16 protein-coding genes are annotated in these 18,906 nt (G+C 48.1%); 9 read left to right on the plus strand and 7 right to left on the minus strand.

Annotation, left to right across the window (positions count from 1 at the left end):
- Window positions 1–118 precede the first annotated feature (118 nt).
- From mobC to BMW93_RS24905, 3 genes are read right to left on the minus strand one after another with little or no spacing between them, the layout of a single operon-like run.
- The gene (gene mobC / locus BMW93_RS24895; RefSeq protein ID WP_090382768.1) at window positions 119–2,110 is read right to left on the minus strand and encodes a conjugal transfer protein MobC; all 1,992 of its coding nucleotides are present in this window, start codon (window positions 2,108–2,110) and stop codon (window positions 119–121) included.
- A gap of 25 nt (window positions 2,111–2,135) precedes the next feature.
- Window positions 2,136–3,401 carry a relaxase/mobilization nuclease domain-containing protein gene (locus BMW93_RS24900; protein ID WP_090382771.1) on the minus strand — a complete coding sequence of 422 codons (1,266 nt, stop codon included), beginning with the start codon at window positions 3,399–3,401 and terminating at the stop codon, window positions 2,136–2,138.
- Complete coding sequence (locus BMW93_RS24905; RefSeq protein ID WP_090382773.1) at window positions 3,389–3,778, minus strand: hypothetical protein; 390 nt, start codon at window positions 3,776–3,778, stop codon at window positions 3,389–3,391. Before BMW93_RS24905 ends, BMW93_RS24900 begins: the two co-directional genes overlap by 13 nt.
- Before the next feature lie 384 nt (window positions 3,779–4,162).
- Here BMW93_RS24905 and BMW93_RS24910 point away from each other — a divergent pair, with 384 nt between their 5' ends.
- Entirely contained in the window at window positions 4,163–4,447 is a 285-nt protein-coding gene (locus BMW93_RS24910; RefSeq protein ID WP_143061721.1) for a hypothetical protein, read from the plus strand.
- Between the two features lie 79 nt (window positions 4,448–4,526).
- On the opposite strand, the gene BMW93_RS24915 is transcribed toward BMW93_RS24910, so the two are convergent.
- Window positions 4,527–4,997 (minus strand): RadC family protein, encoded by a 471-nt coding sequence (locus BMW93_RS24915; RefSeq protein WP_090383285.1) that lies wholly within the window; start codon window positions 4,995–4,997, stop codon window positions 4,527–4,529.
- Between the two features lie 291 nt (window positions 4,998–5,288).
- Window positions 5,289–6,356, minus strand: coding sequence for a DUF932 domain-containing protein (locus BMW93_RS24920; protein ID WP_090382779.1), 1,068 nt, complete (start codon window positions 6,354–6,356; stop codon window positions 5,289–5,291).
- A gap of 392 nt (window positions 6,357–6,748) precedes the next feature.
- Between BMW93_RS24920 and BMW93_RS24930 the strand changes: the two genes are divergently transcribed.
- From BMW93_RS24930 to BMW93_RS24965, 8 genes are all read left to right on the plus strand, one after another.
- A complete protein-coding gene (locus BMW93_RS24930; protein WP_090382784.1) occupies window positions 6,749–9,817 on the plus strand; it encodes a lantibiotic dehydratase in 3,069 nt (1,022 codons plus the stop codon).
- A gap of 76 nt (window positions 9,818–9,893) precedes the next feature.
- Window positions 9,894–10,694, plus strand: a complete 801-nt coding sequence (locus BMW93_RS24935) for a LytTR family DNA-binding domain-containing protein (RefSeq protein ID WP_090382787.1) — start codon at window positions 9,894–9,896, stop codon at window positions 10,692–10,694.
- Window positions 10,639–11,817: a sensor histidine kinase gene (locus tag BMW93_RS24940; protein ID WP_090382791.1), complete on the plus strand. Its 1,179-nt coding sequence runs from the start codon at window positions 10,639–10,641 to the stop codon at window positions 11,815–11,817. The genes BMW93_RS24935 and BMW93_RS24940 overlap by 56 nt, the downstream gene beginning before the upstream one ends.
- Window positions 11,818–11,926: 109 nt before the next feature.
- On the plus strand, window positions 11,927–12,064 hold the full coding sequence (locus BMW93_RS35565; protein ID WP_177194191.1) for a hypothetical protein: 138 nt from the start codon (window positions 11,927–11,929) through the stop codon (window positions 12,062–12,064).
- A gap of 58 nt (window positions 12,065–12,122) precedes the next feature.
- The gene (locus BMW93_RS24945) at window positions 12,123–13,319 is read left to right on the plus strand and encodes a hypothetical protein (protein ID WP_090382795.1); all 1,197 of its coding nucleotides are present in this window, start codon (window positions 12,123–12,125) and stop codon (window positions 13,317–13,319) included.
- Window positions 13,320–13,321: 2 nt separating this feature from the next.
- Window positions 13,322–13,888: a Crp/Fnr family transcriptional regulator gene (locus BMW93_RS24950; protein WP_090382797.1), complete on the plus strand. Its 567-nt coding sequence runs from the start codon at window positions 13,322–13,324 to the stop codon at window positions 13,886–13,888.
- Between the two features lie 203 nt (window positions 13,889–14,091).
- Window positions 14,092–14,640 carry a DUF6934 family protein gene (locus BMW93_RS24955; RefSeq protein WP_090382800.1) on the plus strand — a complete coding sequence of 183 codons (549 nt, stop codon included), beginning with the start codon at window positions 14,092–14,094 and terminating at the stop codon, window positions 14,638–14,640.
- A gap of 778 nt (window positions 14,641–15,418) precedes the next feature.
- The gene (locus BMW93_RS24965) at window positions 15,419–15,685 is read left to right on the plus strand and encodes a DUF6520 family protein (protein ID WP_090382804.1); all 267 of its coding nucleotides are present in this window, start codon (window positions 15,419–15,421) and stop codon (window positions 15,683–15,685) included.
- 370 nt (window positions 15,686–16,055) lie between these two features.
- On the opposite strand, the gene BMW93_RS24970 is transcribed toward BMW93_RS24965, so the two are convergent.
- Both BMW93_RS24970 and BMW93_RS24975 read right to left on the minus strand, forming a co-directional pair.
- On the minus strand, window positions 16,056–17,498 hold the full coding sequence (locus BMW93_RS24970; RefSeq protein WP_177194192.1) for a TlpA disulfide reductase family protein: 1,443 nt from the start codon (window positions 17,496–17,498) through the stop codon (window positions 16,056–16,058).
- A gap of 17 nt (window positions 17,499–17,515) precedes the next feature.
- On the minus strand, window positions 17,516–18,904 hold the full coding sequence (locus BMW93_RS24975; protein ID WP_090382809.1) for a RagB/SusD family nutrient uptake outer membrane protein: 1,389 nt from the start codon (window positions 18,902–18,904) through the stop codon (window positions 17,516–17,518).
- Between the last annotated feature and the right edge of the window lie 2 nt (window positions 18,905–18,906).

The following is an 18,906-nucleotide window of genomic DNA, read 5'->3' on the forward strand; positions in this document are numbered from 1 at the left end:
TAAACATGGACCCGGCGAATGTTTCACCATGCACGTGAATGCCACACCCTATTGTTTTTTGCCACTGCTTGTTGGCCCACAGCTCAATCACAAGGTGGTATAGTACAAGTAACATTTTTTATTTTTTCTTATTTACCAGCAAATGTTTCAGTGCTGGATCCTGTTTGATATTCGCTATCTCGGCTTCAATGATTTCACGCACATCATCCTTAATCTGCTCAAACACTTTCTTGATGATCTGCCCGTTTACCCGCCTGACAATCGGGATTGGTTTATAGGCCGCTGACTCTGTCGCCAAAGACTGATGATTGTTCAAGACTCGGTTGTGAAAGGCTTTTAAGTCTATCAGCTGATCAGGATTGTCGGCGACCAGTCCCACAAATTCACCCGAGCTCATCGAAGAAATTTTCGAGGCCGGGATCGCAAGGTCCAGCTGGATCGACTTGCTGATCGAAGTATCCGAGCGGTTGAGCGAAAGTGCAGTCCGATCCTGTTGGATTTTTCCGAATCGCTCTGAAAGATGCTTTGCTGTGTCGCCAGAAACCTGGCCACTGATCACATTTCCCGTGATGTTGACGATGACCTCGGCCAGCTCCTTTCCGTAGTCTTTCCGGAGCTGGGAGGCGTCTTGGACGCCAAGGGTGGTAGCGACTTTATTGGACCGTGCTGTGGCGATCAACCCATCAATATTGTTAAGGAAAATGGTCGGAAACTCATCGAAAATCAAACTGCTTTTGAGCTTACCCTTCATATTAACCTGCTTTATGAGGCGTGTCGCATAGAGTGAGATCACAGCACCGTACACCTGGATTTTCTGTGGGTTATTGCCGATGCACAAAATCTTGGGCGTATCCGGATTATTGATATCCAACGTCAAATCATTGCCGGAAAGCACATAATAGAGTTGCGGCGATGAGAGTCTGGCCAATGCGATCTTGGCCGAGGCGATCTGGCCTTCCAGCTGCTCCATGGCATTGTTCAGGTATGCACTGATAAAGGGGTTAACCAGCACCTCGATTTCTTTTTCCATGCGCAGGATCGTGAAGAGCTCATCGTAGTTCGCCTGCATCAGCTCAATCACATGGGGCAGCGTACAGAACTCTCCATCCTGGTAACGACGCAAAAACCAAATGACTGCGGTAAGAAAGTTGATCGATGATTCTACAAAAAAATCACCTTGCTTTTTAATCCATTCACGGTTCAAACCAAGCAGGATCGTGCGTGCGGATTCGGCAGCGTCGGTGATATCGAGCATGGTTGAGGGTTCGAGCGGATTGCACCTGGCGCTACGGTCCAGGTCATCAAAATTAATGATATAGAACCGCGGCAAAACTTTGTAGGCATGCTGATTAGCCTGGAAACTATTGTAGGCTATCAGCGATAAGTCATCAAATTTGAAATCGTAAATAAACATCGAAAACCCTTTCCGGATGTGCTGGGTAATGATGTGGCGGATCACGAAGTAGCTCTTACCAGAACCAGGTGAGCCCAAAACCAGGACCCCGCGAAATGGATTGATAAAATTGATCCAGCTTTTCCGGCGCTTGCCTTTCAGGATGTATTCGGCAGGAAGATTGATCGAAAACTCGTTTTCCAAAAGGCGCTCCTCTTGGGGAAACGTCTCATTTTCCCGGTTAAAAATGTCACTGCCGAGTTTCACTTTAAGCACCCTTGAAAGTAGCGTCCCGCCCGAAAGTACGAGTGAAAAACCTATTAGCGTCAGGCCCATGTAAAGACCACCTAGAAGTTTCATCGGCCCAGACAGCCCGAGAATAAACACTGGTAGCCAATACAAGGCAAGGCCGACCAGGACCAGGTATATACCTGACTTGGATTTGAGTTTATCCTGCATTCTGCCCTTCGTTCCGATGAGGGAAACCGCGAGCAAGCCCAAGGCAATCGCCTTGGATTTATACGGCGCGGTCAATAGACCTGTCCTTGAAATATTCTCCAGGATCCGGTCGGTGAACCCGTTAACAAGGCCTGCGATCTGGAATAAACCGTAGCAATAATAGTGAAAATGGATTAGCAAAATTGCCAATGAAAGAAGGCGCGTCATATCCGATATACGCGCCAGCGCTTGCTGGTTTTCTGCTGTTTGGATGCTCATAAGCTTATTATTTTGATTGAAAGTATCACCGTCCCCTCCTGCGAGGTGGCTTCCTTAGTTGCCACGGCACGCTCTGCTCACCGCTTTCAGGAAGAAATAGTGAAGCCAAAAACTCGTCTGTCTCGTGCTTGGCCACCGGTGCGCCTCCGCCGAAAGTGGGGAGCTTGAATTGACCGTCGGACGTTGAAGGATTGCCCGCTATGGATTGGTATTGGGTCTTCTGCTGTGTAACAACGTCCGGAGGTGCAAGCGCCTCTTGAATCGCCTTAGCGCTATAAGCCTTTCCAAGGTCGCTTCCATTGAACACCGCTTTGGTCCTGTGGTCCACGTAGGTGAGCCCGTAGATCAAGCCCGTCTTGCTGGCGCGCAAAACAAGCGCTACACCTTCTGATTTAAGCGTCTGCTGAAGGGCAGTCAGATCACCGAAAGTCGTGCAGGAGACCGCCTTGTCGATCGTATTCTTCAAGCGTACTGCGTACTTTTCACGGGCAAACTTGCTGGCGAGAAAACGAGGCTGCAATGATTTCAAAGTAGGTTTAAAATGGAAATCACTGGCTTTGATCGGCACGCCAACGCTTTGCCCTTTTGTGTCCAAAACACGGAACAACAAACCTGCACCTCGATTAACGCGGGATCCTTCGGCACCCGGATCGGCATAAACATTATACTGCGCCAGGACTGCGTTTAGCTCGGCGAGGGAAGTATAATGATATTCATTTATCACACTTTGCAGCACGTTTGAGATAGCTTGCTTCGTTTCTGCGCGCCCGTATTGCAGAGGCGAAAGGCCGACGGCTTTAAGCTCAAAAACCTTTCGTTTGCGGTCTTCGGCACGAACCAATGAAAACTCGCCTTCAATGTCTTTACGGGCAGCCTCCGAGCGGGTTTTGCCAATGTTGTGCAGGTTAATAGCTGTTCCATCGGGCCGTATGTTCGTCGTCAGAATGTGTACGTGCTGATGTCCTGCATCGTGATGCTCGTAGAGCAGATAGGGTTGCGATGCAAAGCCAATCTTATCCAGGTAGGTGCCGGCAATCTGCCTGAGTGATGCCTTGTCAAGCTTGTCTTCTGCGGCAAAATTTAGTGAGATATGCAGCGTATTGACCTTGGTCCGGCTATTGAGGTTCATCAATTTTTGTAGCCTGGAGAACTTGTCGCGGTAGCTCAAATCTTCCACGTCCTTCACATAATAACCAGCATCGATACACTCAGCAACACCGCGTTTGACCTTATTTTCGTTGTAGTTGAGCGCCTCTTTGAGAGACGAACCACTGTGGATTACCGCGACCATTGTGCTGCCAATTCGGCGATCACAAGCCCGGCATGTTCCACCTGAGACAGCAATTTTCTGCGGTCCAATTCATAGGTAACCAGCCAGTGTTCGAAGTCCTTGATCCGCGAGACAGCATGCAGTTTTTTAACGGCCTGATTGTAGTTAGCCCCCAGGCGCGAGAGCTCGGTACGGAGTCCGGCGAGCTGCTCGATGAGCCCGTCCTGCGAGGCGTTTCGGGTAGCGACCAGGACAGGTTTACCAAGCAATTTCTTTCTTGCAAAATCACTCAGGTACCTTTCTGCACTTGCCTTGAAAAGCTTATTGACCTCAGCAGATTCTCGACTCGATAGCCTTACATGAAGCCATTGTTCTCGTATTTCTTTCCCCTCTTCCATATCCACGATTATTTATTTCAAAAATCTCACACTCCAAAAGACCACGAGTTCCGAGTGGCCGCCCGACGCGTGTCGCCCTGCGCCAGCAGCCAGATCCAAATGAAGCACCGCGGCGGGCCGCGTGATACATTTGTACATCTGGCCAACCACGGAAAGACAGGTGGTTGAGCCGCCCCAAAAGGGGGCGCCATAACCGATCATCTAAATTCGGTTGCTAAACATTCGACAAGGCGGCCAGCGGGACTAGCCGGGCAACAGCCCCGGGCGTGATACGAAAATAGGACAAGCTGACTGGACAAAAATGACCCTTTCGATTTTCGAATGGGTGAAACTGGTTCAGACGCGGTTCATTTGCTCTCGATGTTCAACAAAACCAGATATGCGATGGAAAACAAGGTTGAGGTTAATCTACTATTTGAAACATTGCTTTCAAGCCCGGGAATGAACGAACCGGTTAAGCTTGACATGAAGCTTACACGAAAAGCTACGCTGGCGCTAGCCGCTGGGTTGCAGGCTGGACTAACAGGGGCGAAAGAAGGGCCTTCTTCACTCCTATTTTTTGCGGGTGAGGCCGTGGCAGCAGACCTAGGGGATTTTATCGAACGACTCCTTTCGAAAGCTGGGCTTATCGAGGTGCATGAAAAGTTGCAACAGCTTTCAAAGGCTTGACAGGCTCGGTAGGCAAAGCAGACTTATGCATGAAAAAAGCTGACGGAGTAATTCTGTCAGCTTTTATTTTTTGTGGCTGTCACAGGTCGCCACCTTGAGCAAAGGAGTAGAAGGATCTGTTTGATATGATTAGATGATCCAGCACATTGATTTGAAAAAGCGCTGCCGCCTCACATATCCTGCGGGTAGCGCTGCGGTCTGCGTCGGACGGACACAGCTGTCCTGATGGGTGGTTATGAGCGAGGATTAGTCCCGACGCGTTTGCTTTCAAGGCTGCGGCAAAGATAAGGCGTATGTCTACTGATGTCGCACTTATGCCGCCTTGTGAAACCTGGTATTCTCCCAAAACAAAATTGCCTTGGTTGAGCAGCAGGATTTTGAACTCTTCAATGAAGCCTAGTCTCCCCTGATTCCAGTTCTTAAGCAGCAGCTCATAAGCGTCGGCAGCCTGAGTGATTTTCGGACGCTCGGTTAGGTTGAACCCTGTCTTGTAAATCAGGTCAATCTCTGCTACATGAAAAGTCTCTGTAAATCTTGCTCGCGTTTCCATAATCATCTGGTTTAAGTGAATTATGGTGCAGCACCTGCTTCACGCCGCTTCCAGAGCCAGCCCGGCTAACTTGGCTCCTAAATGAGCGGCCAATCTTTTAATCCCCGCCTTATGAATCCCTGAAGAAAAAATCCCCTAAATCAAAAATGCCCGTCGCGGCGGCTAATCACAGTCAAAAACACGATCCCCCATCCGCCGCGACACCGCTGATCGCCGCCCGCAGGGCGGCCGCGATTTTTTGCAGTAAACCTCAAAGCGCCCGGAGGCTTATTACCTCCGAGCACCAATCGTCTAATTGACTCCGAATGTTTCCGGGCCATGCGTGGCGAACCTGTCACAAAGCTCGAAAGCTGCTTTGCCCCGCTGGCTGGCACTACCTCCGAAAAGGATCGATTTGGCTTTGTGCTCTGCTGTGTTGTAATACCTAACGTTTTGAAAGTAGCCCGTTACTGCGTTGTACGCTCCGAAAACGGTACCAGCCGTTGTTTCCAGATTTTGCTCGGGGCTTGCCATCGCGTAGCTGTAAACCCGGTCAACCAGATTATTGAATTGTGTAGAGAGCAGGTCAAGCCGGCTATCATGAATTTTGCCCAGGGTTTCTTTTCCGGGCGCCATCGCCATTTGGATCAAGCGGCGCAGCTGCCGGTCTGTGATTCGGACTTTCGCCCACTTATTAAAGACCGTTTCGGTCTGTACTGAAATCTTTGCGGCCATCCCCATAAGCTTATGGGCAGATGCGAGCCGCTCCTTAGCACTTGCCGTGTGGCGGATGCGTACAGCGGAGGACAAACTTTCGACGGCTGCATTCAGTGTATTCTGGCATACGACCCGGATTGGTGTAAAAGCCACGGTGATACTTCCAGAACCGTCGTGCGAATTGGTCAGAAAAAGGTACTGCTCGATTTCATCGTCTTTGCCGACAATAATCTTGTCGTCAATTTTAGCGGTGATAAATATACGTTCCCCGTTTCCAAGGCCCCCAGCTGTTTCGTAGCGTATGCCTTTTCCATCCGCGATGCTGTCAAAAAATGTGAACGCGTCGCGGTTCTGTACGACCCGGTAGTCCGAGCCGACCACCCCGAGTACCTGACCTGTATCCGTCCGCTGGGTCGCGTAATAGCCCGGAACGGTAGCCTGTCCGGGCTGGTAGATCGTTACGCCGTCACCGTCGCCAGTTGTAATCCCGGTAGTAAAGAGTGGCGATTTTACGACGTCATAGTCAAGGCCTGCGTAAGCGATTGCCTCGCTGCTTAACCCGCAGTTGTCTACGGTCAGGCCTAGGCCGTGCCATGCTTTCTCTTTGACGGAGAAAAAGGAATGCTTGCCTGTGTTTTCGTTGAAATGAATGTTGTGCGCCATGAGCTTAAACGGTTTAAATTGTGAGATTGAACCCGTTCTTTTCACCCTGCTTTCCCGAAATCTGACTGCCGAAAACCGACAATGTTTTGACCCAAAGAAAAACAAGAAAAAAAGAAAGCTCTGCACAACCGGCGGCACTCCGGCCAAAAGGAAGCGGAATAAGGAAGTGCGCTAGCACGGTTATGCCGAACACTTTTGGTTCCTTAACATCAGCAGCAGAAATAGCTGCCGGTAGCTTAGCTGCACTTTTGGGCTTGTTTCGGGTCAAACATATCATTCCTCCCCCAAACACGAGGTTTCGTACCCTACGGGCAATCCTTCGGCCCTAAAATTTTCTTTTGGCTCTCTTATCGCAGATTTTACCTGTGGGTAACCAGTTAAAACTTAGCGCTATGAACAAATTAGAACCACATGATTTTGTCCTATTCAGACGACCGCTGTTTCCTTACCGGATGCTTAGACGGATCAATATGCGCCTGGCACAAAATCCCGGCTCACTCAAATTACTGCTTTGTCAAGCCTACAAACGCCACGTGATAAGGGAAGCGCTGTATTTGGCCTCACCTGAGCTCTACGGTTCGCTGTTGAAATTGGAAGAAACCGCATCGAACGAACCAGGTGAGCAAAAGGTGATGCTCAGCCTTTACAAATACCTTGCTCGGGCGACCAGCCGCTGCACCCCATTTGGCCTGTTTGCCGGATATTTCGTAGCTACCCTGTCAGATTACTCGCATATCCGTTTCACTGGCCGCATTAAAAAGCATACTACGCTTAGTGGAGAAGTACTGCAGCAAATAGCGGGGCAACTACGTGGCACGAACCTCGAAGATACGCTGGATGTGAACAGTAGCCTTTACATGAACGGCTCGTTCCTGCGCTTTGCACAGCGGGTAGTAAGTCAAAATGGTGGCTTCGAATTTGCATTGAAAGAAGTCTGTGCAGACCAGTTCCTGATTGCCGCCAAAAGCGTAGCCCAGCATGGAACGACAGCTTCTACTGTCGTAGATGCGCTTGGCCGGGAAGGCCTGTCACACCGGGAGGCCAAGGACTTTGTTTCTCAGCTAAGAGCCGAGCAAATTCTGGTAGATGTAACCGAGCCAATGGTCAGCCAAACTACTTTTCAAAATGTGCTGGAAAGCCATGCTCACACCAACCGTTTGCTGACAAAAGTTTTCAGGGATGTAACCGCTCTAAGCAAGATGAAGCAAGGTGGCCCAGCACGTTTTGCTCCGTTGGAAGCCAGTTTGAAAAATGCCGGTCTGACCTGGCGCAATCCGGTACAAATCGATATGGAAATTGAAACGTCTTATTCGACTGTTAGCAGGAGAACTGTGGCAGGCATAGTCTCCGATCTTGAAAAACTGATCGGAACCACTGAAAACCGTATCCCGGTTGCACTCAAATCGTTTGCTACAAGGTTTTACCAAAGATATGGCGATAAGCAAGTACCCCTTTTGCAGGTGCTCGATCCAGCATTGGGTATCGGCTACGGGAACATTGAATCATCGTATTTCGGTCATGTCCCCGTAGCATCGGGTGGCGAAGGCAAACAAACACAACATTATAGTGCCATTGAGCGGGTGAAGTTGATAGACAGGGCCTACCACGAGGCCAGACATTCGAATCGAAAATTCTACTTGTTGAATGACGAAGACCTGGCGCTTGTTAGGCCGGAGAAACCGCCGAGAATTGCAGAAGGGATTTCCGTGTTGGGCAGTGTGTTTACTTCCGATGAGCACACGTTTGACGAGGGCAAATACCTTTTTGAGCTGCGGGGTATTTCCGGACCAGGATCACTGAATTTAATATCGCGATTCGCTGACGCAGACACCTTGCTGGCCGAACGCTTAATCACTGCGAATGCCCGTGAAACTACGCAGCACCCAAACGCGATAGTTGTTCAGGTGGACTTTGTGCCGCCTGGAAGAGATGCCAATGTTGCGCGCCGCCCGGACCTGGGAAATTCACATCTAACGCTTTTGAGCGGCAAAAGCGACGCGGGTAAAACCATCGCGGCGAGCGATCTGCTGGTAAGTGTTCGGGCTGGTCAAGTAATTCTAACTTCTGCCTCAATGCAAAAACGCATCATTCCGAGAGTAACAACGGCCTACAACCCGCGCCTGGGACCGCCAGTCTACCAATTTCTGGCCGACATCGCAGCAGGCGAGACTGCGTTGTCACCCCTATGGGATTGGGGACACCTGAGTGAGCTCCCATTTCTTCCCCGGATCCAATATAAGGGCATCGTTTTACAAAAAGCATGTTGGAACCTTGACAGCTCGGCAATACCGGCAAGTGAGCTCAGCGATCAAGAACTTGTGAATTGGTGGAGAAAGCTTGAAAAAGATCTGGGTCTGCCGCGCTACGTTCAGATCGGCGCTGGGGACCAGCTGCTTTCAATCGACGGACATTCGGCCCCGGCAGTCAGGATATGTCTGAATAAGTTGCGTAAAGACAAAAAGCTGCGGATATATGAAGCTTTACATGCTCTGAAATACAGCTTTTTACAGACAGACCGCAAGTACTACTTTAATGAAATTGTGATACCAATCTTAAACCATTGTAAGACAAATTCAAATGAGCCCCTTGTAGGTCCCCAAAAACTGGAAAGTACGCGATGGGTATCTTCTAAGGATGGCTGGACATACCTAAAAATTTACGCGAGTGAAGAAACCTGCGAAAGGCTTCTTACCGGAAAGCTCTTTGATTTTTGTATGAAACTGCAAAAATCAAACCGGATCAACGGTTGGTTTTTCCTTCGGTTCAAAGACCCCGATCCCCACATACGATTGCGACTTTTTACCGGCCCAGGTAAAAAACGAAGTACGGGTTTCGGCTCATCGATGGCCAAAGATCTCAAAGATGAAATCGAAAGCGGTTTGGTGTTCCGCTTCCAATCAGAGTTATACGAAAGGGAACTGGAAAGATATAGCAGCATCGCCTATGAGCATATTGAATCTATCTTTTGCAGTGATAGCCTGGCAATTGCAAGTTCCCTGGCATTGCTACACGAAACTGGCCGGCAGCAGCAGCGTTGGCTGGCGGCCTTGATGGCCTGCGACGGCCTGTTGAACGCATTTGGGAAATATCATCCGCAGATAAAAATACAGACGCTCCAAGCTGCTGGCAGTGTACTGGAAAAGAGCGAATTGATCTCGCTGAATCAGCAATTCAGACAACAAAAGCAGCAAATCGCCTGTGCAATGAGCGCAGATGACTACTTCTTATCTGATGTCCGTCAACTTCTGGAGGAAAGAAATTCCAAAATCATGGATATACTGGCTGGCAATCCGCTCAATGATCCCGGCAAGCAACAGGCCCTGCTGATCGATTTGATGCATTTATGTTGCAACAGGTTATTTATCAGCGATCAACGAAGGCAAGAACATGCTATTTATCATTTTCTTAAGAAGTTTTACGACTATCAATTGAATAGCAAAAATTCCCTGTCGAAAACTTGATAAGTAACCGATAGATTATTAAATTAACTTAATCTGACACAATCAGCCCACCGCACGGGGCATTTGACCAATCGTTATGAGTTCACAAACAGCTCCTACCACGCGGTGCATTATTATTGATGATGAGCCATCGTCGCGGCAAATTCTGAAAACCCACATTTCGGAAATGCCCAATTTGACCTTAATCAAGACCTGTGAAGATGCGATACAGGGGTTACAGATTATCGAGAAACTAAGACCTGACCTGGTCTTTCTGGACATCAATATGCCCGAGGTTTCGGGATTAGAGTTGTTGCAGATGATGCCTTGGGTTGGCAGTTCGGTGATCATGACCAGCGCATATCAGACTTATGCAATCGATGGCTATGATTACGATATCCTGGGCTTTCTTTCCAAGCCGGTCAGTTATAAAAGTTTTATCAAGACGGTATGCAAGGCATTGGATAGAAAAAAGAGAAAGTCAAACTTCCTTCCGGATAGGTCAGTCGTGCTCCCCAATCAAAGCATTCCAGCCAGCGAGTACCCATTACAAACCCCATACTTTGACGCGAACTGTCTTTGGGTCAAATTTGACCGTCAGCTCTTTGCGATACCCTATCAAAATATTTGCTTTATCGAAGGCCAACACAACTACGTCGCCATCTTTTGCACAGGTGACCATGTAGTCAGAACCCGGACCACTATCAGTGAAATCAGTCGAGGCTTGCCTGAACACTTTGTTAAAACACACCGGTCATATATCGTTAACCGGTACCAAATCAAAAGCATCGAGGGAAGTACCATTCAGATGCGCAACAATTACAAGGTAAGTATTGCAAAAGATGACCGAACTGAAATCATTCTCCGGCTCACAACCGGACAAAAACGTAGTGGATGAAGCGATAAAAGAGCCTTTTTGGGGCCTTTTTAATCTGAAAGGCAAACGGCGCGTCGAGTACCATTTTGCTTTTTGGGCATGTTTTGTAGCCTATCACCTGATGTATTTCCTTCCTGCATTTTCAAGCCAGCAGCTTGACGATAACCTGCAGGTTTCCTACACCGTGTACTACCTAAGGTTTGTTCCGGTGTTTTATTTCTCGCTACTGTTATTTACGAAACTGCAACGCCGGTTCAAGGGGATACCTCTGCTGGTTATGATGCTGCTAATCCTTCTGGGTACGATGCACATCGTCACACTATCGATGTATGTTGTCCTGGATAACATCTATACGTTGAGACAGCTCAGCCCGGCATTCGAGACCGTTGGCGGGTTTTATTTGAAACCACCGGCAACCAGGCAAGGCTGGGAATGGTTTATATTTTTCTACGACGTCCAGGAGCTCCAACTACTAATCCTGCCGGTTGGGTTAAAGATGGTACAATTTGGTCTGAGGCAGCAGATGGCCCAGGCGGAATTTGAACGGGAAACGCTGCGTACTGAACTGACCATCCTGAAATCTGAACTTGAACCCCATTTTGTTTATAATGTCATTAATTCAGCCTACGCGAAAGTCCTCCCTGCCTCCCGCGCAGCAGCAGGGTACCTGGACAAACTTTCTCAAATGCTCAAATATACGCTGTACGAGACGGGTGGAGATTGGGTACCCCTCCGTGCTGAGATCCGGAGCCTTAAACGTTACATGCAACTGGAACGCATCAGGCACGGCAGACGGCTTACTGTAACTTGGCATCAGCAAGGCAAAGCCTCTGTGAAGCATAAAGTACCAACGCTTTTGATGGTCACCTTGGGTGAAAATGCGGTTAAACACGGCATTCGCTCCCATGCGGGCAAATCAACAGTCCGGGTCGACATTCAGGTGAGTTCTGATAGTTTGCAGTTCACTATCGAAAATGACAAAGCCCCCGCTAGCGGCGGCGCTAAAAAAACGTCTTCGCATGGGCTTGGATTAAAAAATATTCAAAGGCGTTTGGCACTCCTTTATCCCAAACGGCACCACGTGGAAATCAAAGAATCTGAAAATAGCTACTCGGTGACCTTGTGGATTCCGCTCGCTGATTAACCCTCTAACCCGATTTTCAGCCCTTCCAAGACTGGTTTCATCCCCGAAGATTGCCCAAAGGCAGCCTAAAATTTTGCTTTGCTGGTGAATCAACCAACCAGCAAACGCAATGAAAAAAACAAGAAAGCCAAAACTGATCGTCAACACGCTACCAAAGCTCAGAACATCCAAGCAGCGGCGCGGGCCTGACGATGACGATCCCATCACGACCAGCGGGACGATCTGCACCCTGGTCGCGCAGAATTAATCAGCACCCAACCGGCCGGGCAGCAATTTATTGTCCGGCCATTTCAAATACGATTGAAATGCTGGAAAAGAATTACACGCTCGAATGGCTTGACTTTATCATCAATGTGACGCTGAATGAAGCCAAGACCGACGTCAGTACCCTGTCTTCAAAACAGTTGGAAACGATTGTGGAGAAAGCGCAGGAGGAAAAGGACCGTCACATTTCATTTCTTAAACATCAAAGCTTCAATCTGGATTCGCGTCGTAAAATCCAGCTTTTGATCCGGCAATACCATGCGAGCCTGGTGATGCTGCTCGACCAGGCTTATGAAAACACTTCGCGTACCCAAGATGGGAATAGCATGCTGCGGCAGGCTCTGGAAAGCATTTCGGCAAGCCTGGACGAATTGCTCGGTTTTGTTGAGAACCGGTTTCACGAGTATCTGAGCCTGGACGAGCGGGCACCGGCAGCCTACCTTTCCCAGGTCAAACGTGAGATGCTAGACAGGCTGGAACTGCTCAGGCAAGAGCTGTTCGTCCGGGTTGACAACCGGACGCTTACCGATATCGTCTTGCAAAGTCTGAACTACTTTATTTATGATTCTGAAAAAAGGCCGGTCTCGTTCCGCGAGGTGTTCTACAAAAAAGAACTGCTTGCTGGTCTTGAGAAAATCAGCCAGGAACAGGATGAAACAACGCTGCACGGAGCTGTTGTAGAGCTACTGGTCTATCTGAATTTCAACAGCCGCAGCTTCATGAACTACTATACGCAAAAGCTGGCTCAAAAAATCAATGCTTTTGGTGCTGTACATGAAAAGATGACGGAGTTACTGTTATCTTACAAGCAATTCAACCAGATGCACAGAAAACCGACGGTTAAACTTAATCCGCACCACGCTGACTTAAAAAAGGTGTTGGGCAACTGGTTTGCTCAGGAGATCACCTACCTGGAAAAGAAGCACCAATGGGATGTCTTGCCCCTGCAAAACCAGCAGCAGCCCCCAAAAGCGAAAAGCGACCCCTTCAAAATCATGTGTTTTCTCTCTGTCGATCAGGTCGCATTGACACTACGCGCGATGGATGCAACCCGGGTGGTGAAAGCCAAGTCTCTCAATGCGGTCATTCAGACCATAGCCCCCTACCTTTCTACCCCACGCAAGGAAGAACTTTCGCAGGAAAGTATGCGCAATAAGTCTTACGCGTTTGAGCAGGCAGACAAGGCAATTGTGATACGGATGCTGGAGGGAATGGTCAGCTGGATAAAAGAATATTGAAAATGGAAAGCCCTGCAACTCGGACCCTGTTTGACACGCTTAGTCAACTTTCCAGGATCTCGAACGAAATGCTGCTCGAACTAAGCGAACATATACAGATCGAAGAGTTCAAGAAAGATTCAGAAATCGGGCCCAAAAATATCGGTAAGAATGTGATTTATTTTGTCGCTACCGGCATGGTGAAGGCAAACTACTTCAATCGATTCGGCAAGGAGGTTGTCACTGGATTTTGGTGGGAAAAGATGTTTATTATCGCAAAGGATCATGAGGCGACTGCCGAATCGGAACACCTGATGTTTATTGAAGATACCATACTGATATCCCTTTCACCTACCTCGATCGATGTGTTGATTGGCAAATTTGGCGAGGTGACACGGTTATCAAACAAATTAAACGCGATCGAGCGGCGAAGATTAAAGCAGCGTGCCGAAATTCTGTTACTGCCTGCCACGGAAGCTTACTCAGCGTTTCAGCAGGCATTTCCCTCGAACCGAATAAAATTACAAGACATTGCCCATTTCCTGGGAATTAGACCCTTCACGCTCAGCCGGATCAGAGCCTCCCGCTGAACGACAAGAAAAGCAACGACCTCATCGCGCTCTGCAACAAATTGAAACCAGCAAATACAACTAGATTCATGGCGCTCGCCCCGAGTAAGATGCGATGATGACCGTCCGCTAAATACCCCTTTAAGAGTGGCCCGGGCACGAATATTCAAAGGGCTTCCGAGAGGGATTTAATATCTTGAAGACGCACAAAGTACAAATCGAGCATGATAGGGATAAACCTGGAAGACACGTATGAGCCTGTGGCTGCTTCCCTGGAACGTGAAGTAGCAGTCATGGAGTTTTATTCGCCCCAAAGGGACGGAGTGGACGAGCTGATAAAGGTTGAAATAATTCCACATCCAGATGAATTATTGCCTTCTGTTTATAACCTGGCGATGGGGCCATTGGGGGCAGACGGCAATATCGATGACCTCGCAAGGCTGCACCATCAAAATAGCAATAAATTCTTCTCAACAATTATCCTTTTCAGCATCGCGTTTCTTGATGAGTTCCCGGACTTAATTATAGGTCTTGATGGCTCAAATGAGGTCAGAGCCTACCTCTATCACAGTATGATATTAACAAATAGAAACCATCTCGCCGATTATCTTGTTTTTGTTGGCGTGGATTGGTACGTGAAGCTTTTAAGAAACGGGGACATAGAGCGTATGCCTGGCGGTCAGCCTTATTTCAAACCAAGGCCGGAACCATTCGACTTCAACCGCTCACGAGGTGACTTGTACCGGTACTATCTATTGCAACCTCTTCCTTGATTTGATCCACGGAAACTTTCTATTATATTTAGACATGAAACCGAGCATCCAAAAAAAAATAGCCCAATTCAAGAGACTTTCTGAAACCGGTAAATTTCAGGCGGTCACTCCATCCAGGACAAAGGCAAAGGACTCGCTGTCCATAGCGATACGTTCCAAAAAGGATGCCGATATTTTTATCGCCGAAGTTAGATCCGCCCACAAATCCTAGACCGACGTTTGAGGGTATATTCAACGGCGAATCATACAAATAATCTCAAACCACTGTCCCCGGTAATTCGGTCCAGTTTAGCCAGTTGCTCGGTTCGGCCATTTTCTTCGATCTCAATTCTCTTCTTTTGCAGACAGGGTATCGTTTTTGTTTCTAAAAAAACTTTCGCCCAGCAATGATTAAACGGCGAGCACATTGCTCACCCCCTATTAGCCTATACTCTCTAGCCTGTATCTGAAAACTTGCAGTCTATCCGGCAACACAATACGCTGCTCACGGAATAGACTATGCTCGTAAAAAGCGTAGCTACCCTAGCGACAGAACGCCTGTACCTTCCTAAAACCTCCCACAAAACGAAGGTTAATCAAAACGTCCGCCTGCGTTGATGGCTTCTCTATTGCCTCCTCCAATCGCTTTTTGCCTTTTGTGCAGTAATGTCAGATCCGATCAAACCTAATTTTAGCCAAGTAACTCACTGACAACGATATTCTATTTGGCCAAATGAATCAGGAGAAAGCCGAAACCTGCAAGAAGTAGGCACAACGTTCACATTTAATCATCAGAACAATGAAAATGAAGCGCATTTTTTTGTCGGTTGTGGCAGCTGTCGCAATCTTCGGGGCATCCTTTGCCATCAATCACCCCAAACCTGTGTTGGTCGAATTCACTGTGACGGCCGAGGACGCGCAATACTACACTGTTTCCAGCTCACCAGACCCCGACTGTACCACGGAAGGGGAACAAGTTTGCCGGATCAGCACGTCAGCCTCTCCGGATTCGCAAAACAGAATCCTTAAGACGCAGGCTACTGCAACAGGGTGGAAACCTGAATAAAAGAAAGATCAGGAGGGAGAATTCCCTCCTGATTCCTGATTTAGCTATATATATATAAACCTTGACTATGAAAACTTTGTACATTCTATTTGTTGCGGCATTGGGACTACACCTTTTGGATGTAACACCCTCATGCATGCGGGCAATGGCAAATGAATACTATGTTGAGTCTGAGACTATGGATTACTACATCGTCACATCGATTCCTGCACCGAGCTGTAGTCCGACGGGGCCTATCCCCTGCCGGATTTCAACAGCATCAACACCTGATTCGCAGGGCCGGATTCAAAAAACGGCGGCGATCATTATCGCCTGGCAGCCATACTAGTTCTGGGATGGGCGGGGCTACCGAGGTAGCCCCGCTCCATGCCTAACGGGTGCTCAATTCTATTAATTTTTGCTTTAAAGTTACAGGATCGCGTAACTCCTTCGAATTGAAATTTGCGATATTCCCTTCTGGATCAATAACTATCAGGGTAGGAAACGAATCTATTCCGTAATGACTCAACAGTTCATGTTTGCTGCCAGCCCCCCCGGTATAAAGATTTGTTGCAAGGTCTGATGTGTACCTTCCTCCTTTAACACTCTTTATCCAGGACTCCTTTCCTGCATCAATAGAAATAGCAACAAATGCAATATTTTGGCCTTGCATTTCCTGCTCGACCTTCGAGAGAACCTTATTGTAAAAATTTACACACCCACCACAGCCGGTATACCAAAAATCAATCAGCACAGCCCTCCCTTTGAAGCTGGATAGGTTAACCAATTTTCCATTGGTATCAGGCAGCTCAAAATTGAGCATCTTGTTCCCAACACCTCTTCCGCTAACCGAATTGATAACCTGCTGACAATCGGTATCTGCAACGCTAGTCAAAATAGAGGGAATGATCTTACCCATATTTTGGGCCTGACCGTATACGAGCAAATAGGTCGTCAACCGGTCCGAGAGCAGGCTGGACCGCTGATTCAACCGAAGAGTTAGCAGCGAATCCGAGTTAGTCCTGCCATTTTTGGCGATCATCCCGAGCATCTGTCTTTCAAACCAGTAATGGACATAAGACTGGCTTTGCGTCAGGACTTTTTCGTCAATTCCCCTATCAAAGAATTTGTCAAGTTTTGCTAACGTCGCATATCGCTGCTCTCGATTCATCTGCCCGATTTGTTGTTTGATTTCAGCCAGCTTTTCCACTGGATGACGGAAGATGATTTCGGCCTTCAGTAGTTGGTACTCGGCCTGACTCAAAGATTCTCTGAAAGAATCGAGCACTTCCAAGCCAGCATTGATTCTTCTCACATCAGGCTCAGCAAGATTCTGCCGATCATCAATTGTTAGCTCAGTCCAATAAAAGGCTGAATCAGACAGCGCTTTTGCCCTGTGCCGGACGGATTCTTTACCAATGAACTGATAGCTGAAATCAAAATTTGCCTGGTTCATTTGCGGAGCGCTCGTTGTTCTCTTTCTGATATGAATCAAAAGAGATTCATCCCCTTGCCAGTAGTAGTTAGACAGGATGGTATTGAACTTAAAATGGCTGCCTTTCAAATTGGGATAGTCATTAACATCTAAGCGCTTTAAAATAGAAAACCTTACTGGCGAGTGTAAATCCACACAAAAGTGGTAGGTCCCATCACCAGAGCGAACGGCTGATACCATACTGGGCTTAATCACGCGGGGAAAGAATGTATCGTAGTACTGTAAAAAAAGCGTGTCGCCCATGCTTGCCCTTTCGTAGGTAACGGTGATATCCATTTTCATTGCGAGCAGCTGTATATGCAACCCTGTCAGCAGGGTCGCAAGAATTATTTTTTTCATATCAATCATCTGATTTATTAACGTGGATTTTGTTCAACCGCGCTGAGCACGATTTCCTGGTCGGGCAGGGGGAACACCCATTTGGGATCACCGGTAGCCAACTCAAAGCGCTTGCCCTCAAAAAAATGAACGATCGGTGAGACAGGGGGCATGCGCCGCAAATCTTCCCATCGGAGTTGACCTGTAAAGGCCAGTTCCTTGCGCCGTTCGGACAAAATCAAATCCAGCGTATGCTGGTCACTCAGGTGGCTATACGGTTTAAAACTCCCTTTCTTAAACCTGGCCAAAAGCAGGGTATTAAGCTTTGCCAGGCCCCGCTCAGCATTACCAGTCCTTGCCAGGGATTCAGCAAAAATAAGGGTTAGCTCATTGGTAGCGATCCCACCAAAATTGTAATAAGTACCGCTATACGAGCCTGTAAACTGTGGAAGGCCTTTTGCATCAATCTTAAAGAACAAAGATTTTCGCAGATCAGTCGAAGCGTAGGATGCATACAGCACGCTGTCAACGTTGGCAACGCCATACACCGGCCATATCGAGGCCCAGCTTTGGGCGTTTGCATAAAATACAATTTCTGGGTTCTGGTGTGGAACTGAATAGGCAGGAAACACAAATGGCTCTTTGGGTTTGATAGCGCTGCTGTTGAAATCAAGCATACCAGGGTTTTCACCTAAGGCCTCTGATGAATACCTGGCCGCATTCTCATAATCCTTCATTGCCAGATAAACCTTGGCCAGCAAACCGCGCGCGGCGGCTTTTCCGGGCCGTGTCAGGTGGGCGGGAGTCTGCGGCAATAATTCAATCGCCTGCTTTAAATCGCCGAGCATAAACTCGTAAGTCTGTGCGACCGACGACCGCTTGACGACAAGGTTCGGGTCAGATGAGTTCCGAAGCTGCAAGCCCTGGTCGCTGGCGGCGGTAGCTTGTTGGTATGATTTACAAAATAGTTGTGAGAGCCCATAGTAAGCAAATGCTCTGTGGAATAGCGCTTGCCCCCGGATATTATTCCAACGCTGCTGATCTATACCAGCGCTCTTTAAATTGTCCAGGCCTTCCAGGACGACATTAACGGCAGAAATCCTGATATACGGCGTAGCAAACTCGACTGCCGAAGAAGTCTGAAAAATGTCTTTGACCCACAGGTAGGCATTTCGTTCGATCTGGCCGGCGGCCGAAAGGTTCTTTTCGGTCAGGTATAAGTTATCCGTACCTAGCAATCCAAGCATGGGATAACCGGTGTTAAAAGAATTAGAATTATCCAAAACGGCTTGCAAGTCTGCCAAGGTTTTCGGTGACACATCAGACAGGTTCCGTTTTACGTCCAGCCATTCATTTTGCTTTTGGCACGAGGCCAGGCCCAAACAAGCCGCGATGAGCACTATTAGGTACTGCATAAATTTTTCCATTG

It is taken from the genome of Dyadobacter sp. SG02, assembly GCF_900109045.1.
Classification (GTDB): domain Bacteria; phylum Bacteroidota; class Bacteroidia; order Cytophagales; family Spirosomataceae; genus Dyadobacter.